This is a genomic window from Pandoraea anapnoica (assembly GCF_902459765.1).
GTDB lineage: Bacteria > Pseudomonadota > Gammaproteobacteria > Burkholderiales > Burkholderiaceae > Pandoraea > Pandoraea anapnoica.
Genome location: NZ_CABPSP010000001.1, coordinates 386,027 through 404,077, shown reverse-complemented (window position 1 = coordinate 404,077; position 18,051 = coordinate 386,027). Strand labels below are relative to the sequence as shown.

Sequence of the window (18,051 nt, the reverse complement as noted above, 5' to 3'; positions counted from 1 at the left end):
TCTCGAAACCTTCCTTCACGGCTTGCCAAATCGAAAATGCGAGGGGCGAATGAACCGAAGTGAACAGTCTCTCGAGCGTTGGCTTAAGCGCGAAATGGCCGACCGTGACGTGATTGGCGCGTCAGTGGCATGCGTGCATGAAAACGGCATCGACGCCGCTGCCAGCGGCCTGAAAGGCAAAGAGACTGGCGATGCCGTTCGCGTCGACACAGTCTTTCCGGTAGCGTCTCTGACGAAGCCTGTCGTGTCGTACGCCGTGCTTCAGCTTGCGGATGCCGGGGTACTGGATCTCGATGCGCCGCTTGCCCGCTCGATTGCGCCAGTAGTGCCCGACGATCCGAGATCCGCGCTTATCACCCTGCGCCACGTCCTCACACATACCTGTGGTTTGCAAAACATTCGAGGGAAGGAGCCGGTTCGGGTGCATTTCACGCCTGGCGCGTGGTTCAGCTATTCCAGCATGGGATTCACGTTGATGCAGTCGGCGGTCGAAGCGCAGACGGGTGAACGACTGGAAGCGACGATGCGTCGGCTTGTGTTCGAGCCGCTGGGAATGCGCTTGTCAAGCCTTGAATGGCAGGATCGGTTTCTCAACAATCTGGCGCGTCCGCATGAGGAGAACCGGGAGGTCGAGATTCACCGCCCTTCGGCCGCGAACGCGTCTTACTCTCTCCTCACAACCGCCTCCGACTACGGGGCATTCGTTGCAGCGGTACTCCGTGGCGCGCGACTCAAGCCTTCAACCTGGAAGGCATGGCTGAGCGCAAGCATTATGGTGCCCAAGGACGCAATCGTTCATCTACATGGCGAACCGCCGGAAACTGAGCGTGACATCGGTTGGGGTCTGGGCTGGGGTATAGAACCGAGTCATCGAACCTTCTTCCAGTGGGGGAAGATGACGGGGGTCAGAGCCTTCGTGCTCGGAAGCCTCGAACGACAGGCAGGCGTCGTTTTGCTGACGAACGGCAATCGCGGGTTAAGGCTGATGGAAGGCGTGACGCGCGACGTTTTACCGGGGCATCATGACGCAATTCGTTGGCTAGCTGAGAACGTCAGCGAATGAGCCACCAATGAGACCGAAACATCGCGACGCCCAAGGCGTCAATGTGTGCACATGCTCGCGATAATCCAGATAGAAGACCTTCCCCCACAGTTGACCGACCTTGAGCGTGAAGCCGCAGCGCAAGGGTTCAGGTTTCTCGGCCGTCTGATCGAAGAATGGGAGACGGGCAAGAACAGGTTTGACAAGCCAGGGGAGCGCCTTCTTGTGGCGACACACAGCGGGTGCCTCGTCGGCATCGGCGGTCTGAACGTAGACCCGTACGATTCAACTGGCGACACGGCGCGGCTGCGTCGTCTGTATGTGGCAAATGACTTTCGGCGTCGCGGGATCGGCGAAGCGTTGGTGTACGAGCTTCTTTTAGACGCACACCACAGGTTCCGCGTAGTTCGGCTCTCGACGGATACCGATGCCGGTGATGCGTTCTATTCGCGGCTTGGCTTTGTTCGCATCAAGGATGCGAACGCGACGCACATGTTATTCACGAATGCGGTAGGCGAGTCGCACTAGCGCGGGTTCCCTACGCCTTCCCGTTCAACCGGAAATACGCCATCACTTCGCGCTGCGTTTGTTCTAAATGTTTGCGCAGCAGACGCACGGCGGTTTTTGTGTCGCCCGCAGCGCAGGCCTGATGGATGGCGATGTGCTCGTCGGTCGAGCGCTGGTGGTCGTTGACGGCCGAGAGGTGAGCGCGCAGAAAACGTCCCATGCGTTCTTGTGCGGCCTGCGCCGTGGCGACGAGGCGCGGGCGATTCGCCGGTGCGTAGAGCGCCTGATGGAATGCGAGATTCAGATCGCTCCACGATTGCGGTGTGTCGGCCTTGGCGTAGCGTTTCAGCAATTGTTCAGCCAGCGCGAGATCGCTCGGCGCCATGTTTGGCACCGCAATCTCCAGCGCGCGACATTCCAGTGCGATTCGCATGTCGAGCATCTCAACGCAATCGTTCACCGTGAGCGGCGAAACAATCGCCCCCGAATGACGCTTGAGCGACACCCATCCCTCGGATTGCAAACGCATCAGCGCCTCACGCACCGGAATCTTGCTTACGCCGAGTTGCGCCGCGATCTCGTCCTGACGAATCGGCGCACCTTCCGGCAGTTCGCCCGACACAATCTGACGGCGAATGGCGTCGTAAGCCCGGTCCGCCGTCGAGAGCGAAGCTTCATCGAGCGTGGCAGTGGCGGCGAGATTGCCGGTCGCGTCGTCGCGTGGGGATTTGGTCACAGCGCAGAACCCGTCGAGGCCGAAGTGGATAACGCGACGATTATACAAATTCCAATTTCCGTATACGTTTCCACATCAGCGGCCGGTTGAGAATTTCTCGGACATCCGGCTATCGCATGTCCACGCAAAGGTTTCATGTCAATTGTTCCGTCCATGCAACTTTAAGTTACCCGGGCATGTATTTCGTGCCGCGTATCGCATCGATATGATGACCGCCAACTGCGACAGCACATCACGCTGGAACGCATCAATGCCGACGTTTTGTCGAATAAAACTCGCTTTTGGATGAGAACAATCACCATGCATCGTTTCAATATTCAGTGGTTTGCACGGGTGCTGATGTCGGCCCTGTTCCTGATTGCCGGGGTTCGCAAAATCTTCGCCTTCAAAGCGACCGCCGGTTATTTCGCCGCCATCGGTCTGCCCTTTGCCGAAGTCGTGACCGCGCTGGTCATCCTGATCGAAGCCGGTGGCGCCATCGCACTGATTCTTGGCTGGCGTCTCAAGCCGCTGGCGCTTCTGCTCGCGATCTACACCGTGGCAACGGCCCTCATCGGCCATAAGTTCTGGGCCGCCGATCCCGCGCAGTTCAGCGGTCAACTTAACAACTTCTTCAAGAACATTGCGATTGCCGGTGGGTTCCTTCTGCTGGTCGCACAGGCGCACACGTCTTCGTCGAAAGCGTAAACCAGCGAACCCGTCGGTTAGCCCGGCGTGATCGGGCACGTCGTCCGGACAACACCCCGAGAGGCTTACGGTCCTCGGGGTGTTCGTTTTAAGCAGATGCCGAAAACACAACGCATCGACGTTGGAGAATTGTCGAGTTTTGTCGCCAGGCAATACCGGCGCAACGGAACTCGTTACACTCGCGCAATCTCCCTTCAGCATCCACATGTCCGCCCGCATCCTTCTCGTTGAAGACGACGCCCGTCTGTCCGCCCTGGTTTGCGGCTACCTTCAGAAGCACGGCTATCAGGTCGAATGCGTGCTCGATGGCGCACGTGCCGTGCAAACCATCCTGCGCCGTCGCCCCGATCTGGTGATTCTCGACGTCAATCTGCCGGGCAAGGACGGCTTCGAGATCTGTCGTGAGGCGCGCGCGCAGTATCGCGGCATCGTCATCATGGTGACGGCACGCGACGAGGAATTCGACGAAGTGCTGGGGCTGGAGCTGGGCGCGGACGATTACGTTCACAAACCGGTGGAGCCACGTGTGCTGCTTGCCCGCATCAAGGCTCAGTTGCGTCGCAACGAACACCTGATTCCCGTCAGCAACTCCCCCGAGAGCATCTCGCTCGGCCGGTGCCGCATTGACCGGGGCACCCGGTCCGTCACGCTGCCGAACGGCAAGCAGCCCGATCTGACCTCCGCCGAATTCGATCTGCTCTGGGCACTCGCGTGCTCGGCGGGCGAAGTAGTGACGCGCGACGCGCTGGTGCGCCACTTGCGGGGCGTCGAATTCGACGGCATCGACCGCTCGGTGGACGGCGGCATCTACAAGCTGCGACGCAAGCTCAACGACGATCCCACCGCCCCGCAGTGCATTCTGACGGTGCGCGGCAAGGGGTATCAACTCAACAAATCCTGCTGGGACTGACCCAGCACGACCTCACGACCGGCCCGCCCAGCGCACATCATGCCCGCCAACCCCTTCCAGCCCTATCGATACTGCCGGCTGCGGTGGCAGCGATTTCGTCGTTCATGGACGGACACCCGCGCCGACCGTCGTCCCAGTTGGTCGCGGCTCTTCGTGCGCACGTACACGAACCTGCTGGGGCTTTGTCTGCTGGTGCTCGCCGTCCCGGCGCTCTTCATCGTGTTTAATGCACCGGACAGCGCATGGCGCACGAGTCTGGGGACCGCTCACTTTCTGGCGCCCGTGATATTGAGCACGCTGCTGTTACCTGCCATCGTCGCGTATCGGTGGATGCGTCCGGTCTGGGTCGATCTCGTGATGGTGCGCGAGCGTGCCATCGACTTCAGTGGCGGCCGCTTCCACACTCGCGCAAAGGAGTCGTACAGCGTCATCATCGGCCCGCTGGCACGCACGCTCAATGCGCTGGCCGAGCGAATGGAGAAACTGATCGCCACGCAGCGCGACCTGACCAACGGCATCTCGCACGAACTGCGCACACCGCTCGCGCGCCTGCGTTTTGCGCTGGAGATACTTCGCGACCCGACGTCGTCTGCCGACGCGTATCAGCAAGCACTGGCGAGCATCGATCTGGACGTGACCGAGCTCGACGAACTCATCGACATGAGTCTGACCTTCGCGCGGCTGGAGTACAGCTCGCTTCAGTCGAATCTTGAGGCCACGTCCGTTGCACACTGGTTCGCGAATCAGGTACGCGACGCTTCCCTGCTCTACGCCGAGCGCGACATCACGCTGGAGTGCAATCTTGCGCCGTCGTATCAGGTCGTCATGGACAAGCGGCTGATGGCGTATGCCATGCGCAATCTGCTGCGCAACGCGAGCCGGTATGCGCGCTCGCGCATCGTCGTGGGGATGCAGTTGCGCCATGGGAACATCGGTATCTACGTGGAAGACGACGGCCCCGGCATTCCGCCAGACGACCGCAAACGGATCTTCGACGCCTTCGTGCGACTCGACCGCCACACCGGCGGTTACGGGCTCGGCCTCGCCATCACGGAGCAAGTCATGCGGGCGCACAACGGCAACGTTGCCGCCACGGATCCCGTCACGCTCGGCGGGGCGCGCTTCGAAATCAGCTGGCCCGCTGTGTCGCCCGCCGGTTCGGCCTCGGTGCCCCCTTGAGCCGACTCAGTACGTACGTCCCAACTGGAAGTAGATGTTGTTGCGTCCGCCCGGCGCGAACGCCACGCCGAAGTAGATCGGACCGAACGACGTAGTGAGCGCGGAGAAGACCGTGACGCTGCGCTTGAGCGTACCGCTCCCGAACGAATCGTCCACGGACCAGACGTTGCCCGCTTCCACGCTCACCCCGACGAACAGACGCCGGATCGGCGATGCGCTGAACGACGCAATCCGGTTCATGTACGTGATGTTCCCGTACATCATGGAATTGCCCGCCAACTGATCGGCGGCGTATGCGGACAAGTGCTGGAAGCCGCCGAGCGTGAAGCCGAGCGGGTTCGTCACGTTGGTGCCGCCGAAGTTGTTGCCCGCCTCCACCGTAGCGCTCACGCTATGCCGCCCGTAGCTCATCGCCACCATGCCCTTGCCGTACACCTCGGTATAGCTGTTGCTTCCCGCGAACAACGACCGCTCTGCGCGCAACTCCGTGAAGTAACCGCGACGGGCAAATTGCGGATCGTCGAGCTGGTCGATTACCAGCTTTGCGCGGGCGCTCAGCTGACGTCCGTAAATGTCGGGGAAGAGCAGTTGATTCGTCGGGGTCGCATCGTCGTCATCGTCATTGCCAATGGGCAGGTTGTACTGCGGCACGGCCGTGCCGTGCGAATACACCAGACCGACACGGAAGTCGCCAAGTGTCGATATCGGGAAGCCGATATCGACACCGGCGCGCTCCGTGGTGAGTCGATACCGCGTGAGTCTGATATCGCCCGACTCGTCGTACACGTTGGCGTGACGGCGCTGAATCTCCACGTACGGCGCGATGTAAGCACCCCACGGGTTGGCGAACGGCTGACGCAACTCACCATGAAACGCGAGGACGTCGCTGCCGAGCGTGGCGTCGGCACGGGCTTCGAGCCCGCTGCTCGTCAGCCACGGGCGACGGTATCCGAGGTGCAGACGGAAGCTGCCCTCCTCCTTCGACGTCGCCGACAAGCCGAGGCCGAACAGCAGGAAGTTCGGTCCCCAACGCTTTTCCTGCGCGGTGATGACGAGCTTGTGCTCGCCGTTCTCTTCCACCATTTGCTGCGTGACGCTCTCGAAATCGTCTTCGTTGACGAGTGCGAGCAGGTCCTTGTTGACTGCGGCCGGGTCGTAGACGTCCCCCTCCTTCACATGCAGCGCCGCCCGGATGCGCTTGGCAGGCACCACACCGCGCGAGTTAATCTCGACCTTCGTGATGCGTACCGCTTGCGCCGGGGCTGTCCCGTGCGCAGTTCGCCAAGCAGCATATTGTTCCGGACTCAGCGCGAGCCGTTGAAGTTGCGGCAACGCCGCCCGAGCGGCCGCTTCACCCGAGGCAATGGCCTGTGTAGCGTTCTCGAAGTCGGTAAACGTCAGGCCTCCCAGATCCGGCTGAATCAGCACGTCGGTTGCGCGAAGCTGCTCGCGCTGACGCGCGACGTTCTGGCGAATCAGAATGCCGACCATTTGCTGGAACACGTCCGCTGGCGACGACAGCGCGTTCAGCGGACGCAGCGGCGAGCCGATGTCCACGGCAATTACGACATCCGCGCCCATCGAGCGTGCCGTCTCGATCGGCAGATTGCTGACGATGCCGCCGTCGACCAGCGTGCGGCCATTGACGTCCACCGGGGAGAACAGACCGGGCAGCGCCATGCTCGCGCGAATGGCCTGCGGCAACGAGCCGTGATCGAGCACGACCATCTGGCCGGTCTGCAAGTCGGCGGCAATCGCGCGGAACGGCACGGGAAGTTTGTCGAACGACACCGAACCGCCGATGTTCGGCGTCCACTCCTGAAGCAGGGCCTGAAGCCGGTTGCCATGCACCAGCCCTGAAGGCAGTTGGAAGCCGTTACGACCGAAGCCGAGGGAGAAGCTGTCGACGTAGTAGCGTTCGTCTTCGCGCTGCGACTGCGGAAGATCGCTGCGATCGGTGACGTCGAACGCAACGTCCGCGAGGTTCACGTGTTCAAGCCTGGCGCGCATGTCGGACGCGCTCAGGCCGCTCGCGTACAAGCCGCCGACGACTGCACCCATGCTCGTCGCTGCGACGCAGTCCACCGGAATGCGATTGTCTTCGAGTACTTTGAGCACGCCGAGGTGCGCGTAGCCTCGCGCACCTCCGCCGGAAAGCACCAGCCCGACCGACGGACGCCCGGAATCGCCGCCTTCAACGCGACAGATCGTCCCGGGTGTTGCGGACGCAGTACCCGCAGTGGATGCTGCAGCCCTTGCCGCCGGGCAGAGCAAGGCGAACAACCCACCGAGCAGCAGGCACGCGCCGAGCCAGCGAAAACCGTCCCCGTCGCGCAGATGAAGTTGGGGGAAACGGCTCATGGCTTACGGAGAGATTTGGGAAAAACGCAAGAATACCCGCTTTCCGTTTCACCTAATGGACCTGCTCCCACGAATTACGTGCGGAGGATCTTTCAGACGGGAGAGGTACAGAAAGGCGGCCTCTCGGCCGATTCGATGCGGGGCGAACTAGCTCGCCAGACACTTGAACAAAAGGCGGAAGGGCCCGACATCCGGCGCGACGGCCAGACGGGGCAGAAGAAAGGGGTCGTCGTCACGGTCGGCCCGAGCGCGTCGCGTGGTCGTGGCGTTGCGATACCCGGCGCGCTCGACGATATCGCGCACGTGTCGGGTGACGTTGCCGTACGGGTAGCAGAACGCTTCGATGTTCGTCCCGCAAATCGATTCGAGTTGGTGCTTGGCGCCGACGATTTCTGCGGCCGCATCGTCCAGCGTCAGGTCCGGCAACGACACGTGATTGAGCGTGTGCGCGCCGACCTCGTGCCCGCGACGCATCCATGTCAGGAGCCGGTCGCGGTCCATGAGCGGTGCGGGGGACGGGGCAAGGTGGGCGTCCCAGTGATTGGTGCCGCCCAGATGATCCGCCACGAAATAGCAGGTCGCAGTGAAGCCCACCGAATCGAGCACGGGCATCGCGTGATCGAATACGTTCTGAAAGCCGTCGTCGAACGTGATGCCGAGCACTTTGGCGCGTCCCGGTGCACGAAGATACAACTGAAGCTCGCACATGCTCAGGCCCTGATAGCCGAAGCGACGAAGCCAGGCCATCTGTGACGCAAACGTATCGGGGTCGACGCACAGCCCCCGCAGCGGATTGTCGTGCGGTGGCACTGCGCAAATCTGGTGATACATCAGGATCGGAACCGACATGGCGGGGGCCTCAGGCGGCTCGCTTCTGATTGCGTCGATGGCGACGCAATGCCTTATGCAAGCACTTATGCAGCCACTGACGCATCGGGAGATTCGCGCGAGTCGGGGGGTGCGGCCTGATGCTGGCGGCAACGGCGTCCAGATACACGCCGTAGGTCGCCTCGACGAAATCGTCGAAATCGAACTCGGTCCGCCCCTTCATCCGTGCCATGTGCCCCATGTGTCGCACGCGCTCCGGTTTGTCGGCGATGTGCATCAGCACGTTGGCAATCGCTTGCGGATCGCGCGGCGGCACAATCCAGCCGTCAACCCACGGGGTGACGTTTTCCGGCAATCCGCCGACCTTCGTCACAAGACTGGCGCAGCCAGCGGCCATTGCTTCGCGGCACGCGTACGACAGGCTCTCGTGATAGGAGAGGACGAATGCGACATCGGTGGCCGCGAGCAGATGGTGGACGTGGTTGATCGGCCCGGTGAAGAGGATCTGCGCGTCGAGACCGCACTCCTCGACCATTGCACGTTGCTCGATGCTCGGCTCGGTGCCCGCGAGCCAGACGCGAAAGCGCCGACGTGTCGCTTCGGGCAGCAGCGTGAGCGCCAGGACGAGGTCGGCCCATCCCTTCGCTGCGCCGGTACCCGCCGCGCTGCCGAGCACGATGCTGTCGTCGGTGCTTGCACCGAGCAGTGCCGAGCGACGGCGCAGGCGTTCCTCCTCGTTGAGCCGTTCGGCAGCCGGCGAACGCACGCCGTGTTTGATCACCACGATGTTCGGATAGGACGACTCACGTCTGAGCATCGTGCGTACGTAATCGCTCACGGCGATGGTCCGGCTCGTGCCGAAGCTTGCGCGCAACCAGTTGCCGAACGAGTTGGCGGGATAGGTGTTGTGCTTGGTGAAGACGATTTCGGGGCGCACCGACAATCCGGCGACGGCGAGCATGACCTGGCGATGATCGGGAGAGCCGTTGACGTGCACGACGTCGAAGCGGTGCTCGCGGATCAGACGGCGCAAACGCAGCGTCTCGCGCCAGAAGCGGTACCAGCGTGGTTTGAAGTCGATGTCGACCGATGTGATGCGCGGCAGCCGTTTGACCTGTTCACCGAGCCAGCTACCGGGAGGGGTAGCGACGGTGACCTCATGGTCGCGGCTCATGGCGAGCGCGAGCTCGCGGACGTAGGTGTCCTGCCCGCCGCCGCAGCCGACGTGAAAGTTGGTGTAAAGAATCTTCATGCGTTCCGGCCCGATGGTGTCTCCACGAATGGTAGAGAGACCCGGGGCGGCACGGTGTCGAGACTCAATGAGTTTTGTTTCGTTTTGTCGCCGGGTGTGCGGGCGTGTGGACGTATGGACGTAAAAAAACCCGGCAGCGTAACGCTTGCCGGGTTTTGTCGACGGGCGAGATGTCGCCCGGTCGTCTCTTCTTAGAACGGAATATCGTCGTCCATGTCGTCGAAGCCGCCGCCGGACTGCTTGGCCGGGGCTTGCTGACGGGCACCGCCGCCGCCACCACCGCCGCCACGCGAGTAACCGCCGCCACCGCCTTCTTCGCCACCACCGCCACCGCCGCGCGAGTAGCCGCCACCGCCGCCGCCTTCACCGCCGCCGCTACGGCCACCCAGCATTTGCATCTGGTCAGCCACGATTTCCGTGCTGTAGCGCTCCGTGCCGTCCTGCGCCTGGTACTTGCGCGTACGGATGCGGCCTTCGATATACACCGACGAGCCCTTCTTCAGGTACTCGTTGACGATCTCCGCCAGACGGCCGAAGAACGACACGCGGTGCCATTCCGTCATTTCCTTGAATTCGCCGGACTGCTTGTCCTTGTAACGGTCGGTCGTCGCCAGACGAATGTTCGCAACCGCATCGCCGCTCGGCATGTAGCGGACTTCGGGGTCGGCACCCAGATTGCCGACCAGAATCACTTTGTTGACTGATGCCATAAATCTTTCTCCGGTATTGCTGAAATCCGATCAGGATTGACGAGGCGCAGGCGTCCTCATCGGTGCGGCGATTATAAGCCACACGAAAGCCCCGGCTGCGCAAGTCAGGAAGATTGCGTTTTGACCGTAGTGGGTCATCAGAAAACCCCCGAGCGCCCCACCGCAGAAAAGTCCGAGTGCTTGCGTCGTGTTGTACACTCCGACGGCCGCGCCCTTGCGCTGTCCCGGCGCCAGCTTCGACACCAGCGACGGTTGCGACGCTTCGAGCACATTGAAACCCAGGAAGTACACGAACAGCACCACGGCAATCACACCGACCGTCGGCGGCAATCCGCCCAGCGCCACCTGCGCCACGGCCACCAGTGCAATCGCCGAGAGCAGCACGGCCTTCATCTTGCCGCGCTTTTCGGCAGCGATGATCGCGGGCACCATCGCTATGAACGACAACCCCATCACCGGCAGATAGATCTCCCAGTGCTGCGCCACCGGCAATCCGGCTGCGACCAGCATCCGCGGCATCGCAACGAAAAGCGCCGTTTGCGTGGCGTGCAGCACGAACACGCCGAAGTTCAGACGCAGCAGTTCCGGGTTATGCAGGACTTCGGAGAACGGCGCGGGCCCGGCCTTGGCATGCACGGGCGGCGTGGGCACCACCCACAGCACCACGAAAATCGCCAGCACCGCGAGAATGCCGATGGCCGAGAACAAGCCGCTCATGCCCAGCCAGTGATACAGGAACGGCGCACACACGATGGCCACGGCAAACGACACGCCGATGCTGCCGCCGATCATGGCCATCGCCTTGGTACGGTTCGCGTCGCTCGTCAGATCCGCCACGCAAGCCATGACGGCCGACGAGATCGCCCCGGCGCCCTGAATCGCCCGGCCGACAATGATCCACGTCAGATCGTGCGCCATGGCCGCCACCAGCGAACCGATCGCGAACACGATCAGGCCGAAGATGATCACAGGCTTGCGTCCGAGGCGATCGGACGCCCACCCGTACGGGATATAGAGCAGGGATTGCGTCAGACCGTAGATACCGATGGCCAGGCCGACAAGGAAGGTGTCGTTGCCGCCCGGAATCGTCTGCGCGAAGACCGAGAACACCGGCATGATCAGGAACAACCCGAGCATGCGCAAAGCAAAAATCCCCGCGAGCGACGCGCTGGCGCGCACTTCTAGCGGGGTCATGCGGCCCCCTCGGCCGCGTGTCGAGGCAGGAGATGCGGAAGTCACGGAATCAGTCGACATTACGTCCTGAGAGATGAAAAAAGCGCTTGCGGCCTCGGAATTGTCTGATGTTTGCGTTCGGACGACCGGGTGTGTCGCCCCGCCTGGCGGGTTCGCACATGAGACCCGGTAGGGTCCGGAATGCCCGGTAGGCCTGGCACAACGGCCGGACGCCAGCCTCTGGAAATCGGGCGGTTCGTCCCCATCTCCCTCCAATGCCGCATCGGCGCCCGAGGCAGCCCGTCAGCAGGGATCAGCCCCGGCAATCAAACTTAGGTATATTAGCAGGTTTAGCCGCCCTGATTTCCCCCCAGCGGCCCGCCCGACCGCTCCCGCCGCCTGCTGCGTCGATGCCCGGCCAACGCCGTGCCGGCGCGGTCCGACGTCCCGGGAAACTCAGGCTCTTGGGGGCCGGAAGCCGCCCCGCGACAATTCGCCGCGCGGATTCCTCGGCGACGACCCGGAACCGTCAATGGAAACCATCCGTATTCGTGGGGCTCGTACCCACAACCTCAAGAACGTCAATCTCGACCTGCCGCGTCACCAGCTTGTGGTGATCACCGGCCTGTCGGGCTCCGGCAAGTCGTCGCTCGCCTTCGATACGCTCTACGCGGAAGGTCAGCGCCGCTACGTCGAAAGCCTGTCGGCGTATGCCCGTCAGTTCCTGCAACTGATGGAAAAGCCCGACGTCGACCTCATCGAAGGCCTTTCGCCAGCAATCTCGATTGAGCAGAAGGCAACGTCGCACAACCCGCGCTCGACCGTCGGCACGGTCACCGAAATTCACGACTACCTGCGTCTGCTCTATGCACGCGTGGGTACGCCGTACTGCCCCGATCACGGACTGCCGCTCGAATCGCAAAGCGTTTCGCAAATGGTCGACGCCGTACTCGCGCTGCCCGAAGACACCAAGCTCATGATCCTCGCGCCGATCGTCGTGGATCGTAAAGGCGAGCATGCGGACCTCTTCGAATCGATGCAGGCACAGGGCTTCGTGCGCTTTCGCATCCGCTCGGGCGGCGGCGCGGCCAACGAAGGCACCGCGCGCGTGTACGACATCGAAGCGCTGCCCAAACTCAAGAAGACGGAAAAGCATTCCGTCGACGTGGTCATCGACCGCGTGAAGGTGCGCGCCGATCTGAAGCAACGTCTGGCCGAGTCGTTCGAGACAGCGCTGCGTCTGGCCGACGGCCGCGCGATTGCGCTGGAAATGGACACCAATAAGGAACACGTCTTCAGCTCGAAGTTCGCGTGTCCGGTGTGCTCGTATTCGTTGCAGGAACTCGAACCGCGTCTGTTCTCGTTCAACAACCCGATGGGCGCTTGCCCGACCTGCGATGGTCTGGGACAGATGACGTTCTTCGATCCGAAGCGCGTCGTCGCCTTCCCTGCACTGTCGCTCGCATCCGGCGCGATCAAGGGCTGGGACCGGCGCAATCAGTTCTACTTCCAGATGTTGCAAAGCCTCGCGGCGTTCTACGACTTCGACGTCGATACGCCCTTCGAGGAAATGCCGGAAGAGACTCAGAAGATCGTGCTGTACGGCTCCGGCGAGCAGGAGATTCCGTTCACCTATGTGAACGAAAAGGGTCGCACGTCGGTGCGCTCGCATGCCTTCGAAGGCATCATCCCGAACCTTGAGCGGCGCTATCGCGAAACCGATTCGGTCGCCGTGCGCGAAGAACTCGCCAAGTATCAGAACAATCGCGCCTGCCCCGATTGCGAAGGCAGTCGCCTGCGTCGCGAGGCGCGCTTCGTCAAAGTCGGCGAAGACAAGCAGGCACGCGCCATCTACGAGATCGGCAATCTGCCGCTGCGCGAAACGCTCGGCTACTTCCACGAACTCGTACTGCACGGCGCGAAGCGCGAGATTGCGGACAAGATCGTCAAGGAAATCGTGGCGCGTCTCACGTTCCTGAACAACGTCGGTCTCGACTACCTCTCGCTGGAACGTAGCGCCGATACGCTCTCGGGCGGCGAAGCACAGCGGATTCGTCTCGCGTCGCAGATCGGCTCGGGTCTGACGGGCGTGATGTATGTGCTCGACGAGCCGTCCATCGGCCTGCATCAGCGCGATAACGACCGTCTTATCGGCACGCTCAAGCACCTGCGCGATCTCGGCAACTCAGTGATCGTGGTCGAGCACGACGAGGACATGATTCTCGCGAGCGACTACGTCGTCGACATGGGACTCGGCGCGGGCATTCACGGCGGCACCGTCATCGCACAGGGCAGCCCCGAGCAGATCGAGAATGCCGCAGAATCGCTGACGGGTCAGTACCTCTCTGGCGCACGGCGCATCGAAGTGCCGGCAGAGCGTCGCGCACCGGGTGAGGACTATCTGCGCATCGTCGACGCCACGGGTAACAATCTGAAGAACGTCAATCTGGACCTGCCTGTCGGTCTGCTGACGTGCGTGACGGGCGTCTCAGGCTCGGGCAAGTCCACGCTCATCAACGACACGCTGTATCACGCCGTCGCACGCCATCTGTATGGCTCGTCGGCCGAGCCTGCACCGTATGAGCAGATCGACGGGCTGGAGCACTTCGACAAGGTCATCAACGTCGACCAGTCGCCTATCGGACGCACGCCGCGCTCGAACCCCGCCACCTACACGGGGCTGTTCACGCCGATTCGAGAACTGTTTGCGGGCGTACCGCAGGCCAAGGAACGCGGCTACGACCCGGGCCGTTTCTCGTTCAACGTGAAGGGCGGACGCTGCGAAGCCTGTCAGGGCGACGGCGTCATCAAGGTCGAGATGCACTTCCTGCCGGACGTGTACGTGCCGTGCGACGTCTGCCACGGCAAGCGCTACAACCGCGAAACGCTCGAAGTCCAGTACAAGGGACGCAACATTTCGGAAGTGCTCGACATGACGGTCGAGCAAGCGCATGAGTTCTTCAAGCCGGTGCCGGTCGTCGCGCGCAAGTTGAAGACGCTGCTCGACGTCGGTCTCGGCTACATCCGTCTCGGTCAGTCGGCCACCACGCTCTCGGGCGGCGAAGCGCAGCGCGTGAAGCTCTCGCTCGAACTGTCCAAGCGTGACACGGGCCGCACGTTGTATATCCTTGACGAACCGACCACGGGTCTGCACTTCCACGATATCGAACTGCTGTTGACGGTGATTCACCGGTTGCGCGATCAGGGCAACACGGTCGTCATCATCGAACACAATCTCGACGTGATCAAAACGGCGGATTGGGTGATCGACCTCGGGCCGGAAGGTGGCGCGGGTGGCGGGCAGATCATTGCCCAAGGCACGCCCGAGCAGGTGGCGGCGAGCAAGGCCAGCTTCACGGGCAAATATCTGGCGCCGTTGCTCAAGCGCGGCAAGTAAAGCTTCATCGGAAAAGGACTCATCTCATGGAACCGCGCTCTGGCTGGACCCCGGACCGGAACTTCTGGGTCGAAGCCGCAAGCTACGTCTTCGCGGCAGTGGCCCTCTGGCTGATCCTCAGCATCCACCTGCTGTCGGCGGTACTGGCGGGCATGGTGGTGTATCAGCTTGTCCATGTGCTGGGGCCGCGCCTGCAATTGCGCATCTCCAGCGAGCGGGCACGGCTGGTCGCCGTGGCGTTGCTCTCCGCACTCATCGTCGCCCTCATGACGGCGCTGGTGTTCGGCATCATCACCTTCTTCCGCAGCGACGCGGGGCACCTCGAACACATCAACGGCCGCATGATGGACGCGATCGAGCAGGCGCGCTCGCAACTACCGATGTGGGTAACGGATCGGCTTCCGGCAGATACCGAAGACATCCATTCGGCCGTGACCGAATTCCTGAAGGATCACACGCAGGAGATGTCGCTTGTCGGCAAGGAAGCACTGAACGCGATGGTGCACATCATCGTCGGGCTGGTGCTCGGCGCGCTCGTGGCGCTGTCGACGGTGCGTCCGGTGCAGCACATGCGCCCGCTGGCCGCCGCGCTCACCCGCCGGGTGACGCTCTTCGGCGACGCCTTCCGCCGCATCGTCTTCGCCCAGGTGAAGATCTCGCTCATCAACACGGTTTTCACGGCCATCTTCCTGATCGGTATCCTGCCGTTGTTTGGCATCCATCTGCCGCTGCGCAAGACGATGATCGTGGTGACGTTCGTGGTCGGCCTGCTGCCGGTCGTCGGCAACCTGATCTCCAACACGTTCATCGTGGTGCTCGGTCTGTCGGTGTCGCTGTACGTGGCGATCTCGGCGCTGGTCTTCCTGATCGTCATCCACAAGCTCGAATACTTCCTGAACGCGCGCATCGTCGGCACACAGATTCAGTCGCGTGCCTGGGAATTGCTGCTGGCCATGATCGTGATGGAGGCCGCATTCGGACTACCGGGGTTGATCGCCGCGCCCATCTATTACGGTTACCTCAAGAGCGAACTGGCGGAAAAGAAGCTCGTCTGAGCGTCTGACTGAACACAGCGACGCCCGCTGTCCGACGTCTCACCGGAGACAAACGGGCACCGGGCGTGCTTTTTGTCGCAAATTTGACATTTCGTCACCCAGTGACATAATGTCAAATCATGAAATCCGCCAAATCTCCCGCCACGGGCAAGCTCGACGAGAACACGCTGCTGTTGCGTGAGGGACGCAAGATCGTCGAAGCGCTCGGCCAGACCTTCGCACCACTCGTGGAAGTGGTGCTGCACGACCTGACCGATCCCGACCATGCCATCGTGGCCATCGCCAACAACTTGTCAGGCCGCGAGCCGGGCGACGCCGTCACGGAGATGGGGCTTGCCCGTATCGCCGACCCGGCATTCCCCGAGGTCATTGCGAACTACGCGAACCGGTTTCCGGATGGGCGTCCGGCCAAGAGCACGTCCATCGGACTGAAGAACAGCGAGGGCGAGTATGTCGCCGCCATCTGCCTGAACATGGACATTTCGATGCTGGCGGCAGCAGCGGCGAGCGTTCAGCAATTGGTGAGCGTGCCGAATCAGGCACCGTCCACCGTTAGCGAAACACTTGCCAGCCGACGTCTCGACGACATCCGCCCGCTCATCGCCGACTTCGCGGCGCAGCGTAACACCACGCCGCAGGGTCTGACGCTTGCACAACGCCGCGAAGCGATCCGTCTGATCGAGGCGCGCGGCCTGCTGGACCTGCGTCACGCGCATGCCGAAGTGGCGCGCACGCTGGGCGTCGCCCGTTCGACCGTCTACACCTATCTCTCCGACCCGAAAGGTTCCTCATGACTTCCCCCACGTTGGCGATTACGTATGGCGACGTCGTCGCCGCTCACGACCGGATTCGCGAAGCCGCGCACCGCACGCCGGTGCTCACGTCCCGCACAGCCGACGCCATGACGGGTGCCCGCCTGTTCTTCAAGGCCGAGAACTTCCAGCGCATGGGCGCGTTCAAGTTTCGCGGCGCTTACAACGCGATTTCTCAGTTCACTGCGGAGCAGAAGCGCGGCGGCGTGCTGGCGTTCTCGTCGGGCAATCACGCGCAGGCCATCGCATTGTCGGCGCGCGAGTTGGGCGTGCCTGCCGTCATCCTGATGCCGCAGGACGCCCCGCAAATGAAGATCGACGCCACGCGTGGGTACGGTGCGGAAGTGATCTTGTTCGATCGCTACAAGGAAGATCGTGAGGCGCTGTCGAAGCGTCTCGCCGAGGAACGCGGCATGACGCTGATCCCGCCGTACGATCATCCGCACGTGATGGCCGGTCAGGGCACAGCCGTCAAGGAACTGATCGAAGACGCCGGTGAACTCGACATGCTGCTGGTCTGTCTTGGCGGTGGCGGTTTGCTTTCGGGCAGCGCCGTCGCGGCGCGCGCGCTCAATCCGAATATCGAAATCTACGGCGTGGAGCCGGAAGCTGGCAATGACGGGCAGCAGAGCTTCCGCACGGGCGAAATCGTTCACATCGAGACGCCCCGCACCATCGCCGATGGCGCACAGACGCAGCATCTCGGTCAGTACACATTCCCGGTGATTCGCTCGCTGGTGGACGACATCCTGACCGTGACCGACGATGAACTCGTGCAGACGATGAAGTTCTTCGCGAGCCGCATGAAGATTGTGGTCGAGCCGACGGGGTGTCTCGCAGCCGCCGCCGCGATGCAGGGCAAGGTCGACGTTCGCGGCAAGCGCGTGGGCGTCATCCTGTCCGGCGGCAACGTCGATCTCGCACGTTTTGCAAAACTTACGCTCGGGGAGGCCGTATGAGCACGCAGGAACGAGGTATCGAATCGGTGAACGTACCGACATTGCAACCGCCGCGAGGCCACTATTCGCACGGGGTTTGCGCGAACGGTTTCGTCTTCGTCTCGGGACAGTTGCCGGTCACACCGGAGGGCGAGCGCCTGGTCGGCGCGCCGTTCGCCGTGCAGGCAAAGCAGGCGCTGGACAATGTGGCCGCCATCCTTGCCGCCTGCGGCACGAGTGTCAGCCGTCTGGTGCAGGTGCGCGTGTACATCACGAACGTCGACGACTGGGGTCCGTTCAACGAGGTCTACGCCGAGTGGGCGGGCGACGCGAAACCCGCACGCTGCGTGGTGCCAGTGCCCGCCCTCAGTCATGGCGTCGCCGTTGAGATCGAGGCGACGGCGCTGGCGGGGTGAAACTTGCGATGAATCCCGGGAATTCGAGGCGAGTCGAGCGATCAGACC

General features: G+C 62.5%; 16 protein-coding genes. 10 read left to right on the top strand and 6 right to left on the bottom strand.

From position 1 onward, the window contains the following. Positions 1-49 precede the first annotated feature (49 nt). On the top strand, positions 50-1,063 hold the full coding sequence (locus PAN31117_RS01965) for a serine hydrolase domain-containing protein (protein WP_150736693.1): 1,014 nt from the start codon (positions 50-52) through the stop codon (positions 1,061-1,063). Positions 1,064-1,114: 51 nt separating this feature from the next. After that, on the top strand, positions 1,115-1,570 hold the full coding sequence (locus tag PAN31117_RS01960; RefSeq protein ID WP_150736692.1) for a GNAT family N-acetyltransferase: 456 nt from the start codon (positions 1,115-1,117) through the stop codon (positions 1,568-1,570). A 10-nt stretch (positions 1,571-1,580) separates the two neighbouring features. Here the strand turns inward: PAN31117_RS01960 and PAN31117_RS01955 are convergent, their stop codons facing one another. Beyond that, on the bottom strand, positions 1,581-2,285 hold the full coding sequence (locus tag PAN31117_RS01955) for a GntR family transcriptional regulator (RefSeq protein WP_150736691.1): 705 nt from the start codon (positions 2,283-2,285) through the stop codon (positions 1,581-1,583). A gap of 300 nt (positions 2,286-2,585) precedes the next feature. On the opposite strand from PAN31117_RS01955, the gene PAN31117_RS01950 reads away from it, so the two are divergent. The 3 genes from PAN31117_RS01950 to PAN31117_RS01940 all read left to right on the top strand — a co-directional run bounded on the left by PAN31117_RS01950 (position 2,586) and on the right by PAN31117_RS01940 (position 5,061). After that, the gene (locus PAN31117_RS01950) at positions 2,586-2,972 is read left to right on the top strand and encodes a DoxX family protein (RefSeq protein ID WP_246188867.1); all 387 of its coding nucleotides are present in this window, start codon (positions 2,586-2,588) and stop codon (positions 2,970-2,972) included. A 205-nt stretch (positions 2,973-3,177) separates the two neighbouring features. Continuing rightward, entirely contained in the window at positions 3,178-3,882 is a 705-nt protein-coding gene (locus tag PAN31117_RS01945) for a response regulator (RefSeq protein WP_150736689.1), read from the top strand. Positions 3,883-3,921: 39 nt separating this feature from the next. After that, positions 3,922-5,061, top strand: coding sequence for an ATP-binding protein (locus tag PAN31117_RS01940; protein WP_150736688.1), 1,140 nt, complete (start codon positions 3,922-3,924; stop codon positions 5,059-5,061). 6 nt (positions 5,062-5,067) lie between these two features. Here PAN31117_RS01940 and PAN31117_RS01935 read toward each other — a convergent pair whose 3' ends face one another. From PAN31117_RS01935 to PAN31117_RS01915, 5 genes are all read right to left on the bottom strand, one after another. Beyond that, a complete protein-coding gene (locus tag PAN31117_RS01935; protein WP_306440177.1) occupies positions 5,068-7,422 on the bottom strand; it encodes a patatin-like phospholipase family protein in 2,355 nt (784 codons plus the stop codon). Between the two features lie 147 nt (positions 7,423-7,569). Further along, positions 7,570-8,271 carry a polysaccharide deacetylase family protein gene (locus PAN31117_RS01930; protein ID WP_150736687.1) on the bottom strand — a complete coding sequence of 234 codons (702 nt, stop codon included), beginning with the start codon at positions 8,269-8,271 and terminating at the stop codon, positions 7,570-7,572. A 10-nt stretch (positions 8,272-8,281) separates the two neighbouring features. Then, positions 8,282-9,502: a glycosyltransferase gene (locus PAN31117_RS01925; protein ID WP_150736686.1), complete on the bottom strand. Its 1,221-nt coding sequence runs from the start codon at positions 9,500-9,502 to the stop codon at positions 8,282-8,284. 191 nt (positions 9,503-9,693) lie between these two features. Continuing rightward, positions 9,694-10,212, bottom strand: coding sequence for a single-stranded DNA-binding protein (locus PAN31117_RS01920; protein ID WP_150736685.1), 519 nt, complete (start codon positions 10,210-10,212; stop codon positions 9,694-9,696). Between the two features lie 30 nt (positions 10,213-10,242). Next, positions 10,243-11,406 (bottom strand): MFS transporter, encoded by a 1,164-nt coding sequence (locus PAN31117_RS01915; protein WP_150736684.1) that lies wholly within the window; start codon positions 11,404-11,406, stop codon positions 10,243-10,245. A gap of 511 nt (positions 11,407-11,917) precedes the next feature. Here PAN31117_RS01915 and uvrA point away from each other — a divergent pair. The 5 genes from uvrA (at position 11,918) to PAN31117_RS01890 (ending at position 18,003) form a co-directional block, all read left to right on the top strand. Continuing rightward, positions 11,918-14,782 (top strand): excinuclease ABC subunit UvrA, encoded by a 2,865-nt coding sequence (gene uvrA, locus PAN31117_RS01910; protein WP_150736683.1) that lies wholly within the window; start codon positions 11,918-11,920, stop codon positions 14,780-14,782. Positions 14,783-14,808: 26 nt separating this feature from the next. Next, positions 14,809-15,837 carry an AI-2E family transporter gene (locus PAN31117_RS01905; RefSeq protein ID WP_150736682.1) on the top strand — a complete coding sequence of 343 codons (1,029 nt, stop codon included), beginning with the start codon at positions 14,809-14,811 and terminating at the stop codon, positions 15,835-15,837. 119 nt (positions 15,838-15,956) lie between these two features. Next, entirely contained in the window at positions 15,957-16,631 is a 675-nt protein-coding gene (locus tag PAN31117_RS01900; RefSeq protein ID WP_150736681.1) for a helix-turn-helix transcriptional regulator, read from the top strand. Beyond that, complete coding sequence (locus PAN31117_RS01895) at positions 16,628-17,608, top strand: threo-3-hydroxy-L-aspartate ammonia-lyase (protein ID WP_150736680.1); 981 nt, start codon at positions 16,628-16,630, stop codon at positions 17,606-17,608. The genes PAN31117_RS01900 and PAN31117_RS01895 overlap by 4 nt, the downstream gene beginning before the upstream one ends. Next, positions 17,605-18,003 (top strand): RidA family protein, encoded by a 399-nt coding sequence (locus PAN31117_RS01890; RefSeq protein WP_150736679.1) that lies wholly within the window; start codon positions 17,605-17,607, stop codon positions 18,001-18,003. Before PAN31117_RS01895 ends, PAN31117_RS01890 begins: the two co-directional genes overlap by 4 nt. Positions 18,004-18,051: the final 48 nt, after the last annotated feature.

What these genes read in the sequence shown, in the direction of transcription:
- PAN31117_RS01965 (WP_150736693.1), top strand. Translation starts at nt 50, where the DNA reads ATGAACCGAAGTGAACAGTCTCTCGAGCGTTGGCTTAAGCGCGAAATG.
- PAN31117_RS01960 (WP_150736692.1), top strand. Translation starts at nt 1,115, where the DNA reads ATGCTCGCGATAATCCAGATAGAAGACCTTCCCCCACAGTTGACCGAC.
- PAN31117_RS01950 (WP_246188867.1), top strand. Translation starts at nt 2,586, where the DNA reads ATGCATCGTTTCAATATTCAGTGGTTTGCACGGGTGCTGATGTCGGCC.
- PAN31117_RS01945 (WP_150736689.1), top strand. Translation starts at nt 3,178, where the DNA reads ATGTCCGCCCGCATCCTTCTCGTTGAAGACGACGCCCGTCTGTCCGCC.
- PAN31117_RS01940 (WP_150736688.1), top strand. Translation starts at nt 3,922, where the DNA reads ATGCCCGCCAACCCCTTCCAGCCCTATCGATACTGCCGGCTGCGGTGG.
- PAN31117_RS01935 (WP_306440177.1), bottom strand. Translation starts at nt 7,422, where the DNA reads ATGAGCCGTTTCCCCCAACTTCATCTGCGCGACGGGGACGGTTTTCGC.
- PAN31117_RS01930 (WP_150736687.1), bottom strand. Translation starts at nt 8,271, where the DNA reads ATGTCGGTTCCGATCCTGATGTATCACCAGATTTGCGCAGTGCCACCG.
- PAN31117_RS01925 (WP_150736686.1), bottom strand. Translation starts at nt 9,502, where the DNA reads ATGAAGATTCTTTACACCAACTTTCACGTCGGCTGCGGCGGCGGGCAG.
- PAN31117_RS01920 (WP_150736685.1), bottom strand. Translation starts at nt 10,212, where the DNA reads ATGGCATCAGTCAACAAAGTGATTCTGGTCGGCAATCTGGGTGCCGAC.
- PAN31117_RS01915 (WP_150736684.1), bottom strand. Translation starts at nt 11,406, where the DNA reads ATGACCCCGCTAGAAGTGCGCGCCAGCGCGTCGCTCGCGGGGATTTTT.
- uvrA (WP_150736683.1), top strand. Translation starts at nt 11,918, where the DNA reads ATGGAAACCATCCGTATTCGTGGGGCTCGTACCCACAACCTCAAGAAC.
- PAN31117_RS01905 (WP_150736682.1), top strand. Translation starts at nt 14,809, where the DNA reads ATGGAACCGCGCTCTGGCTGGACCCCGGACCGGAACTTCTGGGTCGAA.
- PAN31117_RS01900 (WP_150736681.1), top strand. Translation starts at nt 15,957, where the DNA reads ATGAAATCCGCCAAATCTCCCGCCACGGGCAAGCTCGACGAGAACACG.
- PAN31117_RS01895 (WP_150736680.1), top strand. Translation starts at nt 16,628, where the DNA reads ATGACTTCCCCCACGTTGGCGATTACGTATGGCGACGTCGTCGCCGCT.
- PAN31117_RS01890 (WP_150736679.1), top strand. Translation starts at nt 17,605, where the DNA reads ATGAGCACGCAGGAACGAGGTATCGAATCGGTGAACGTACCGACATTG.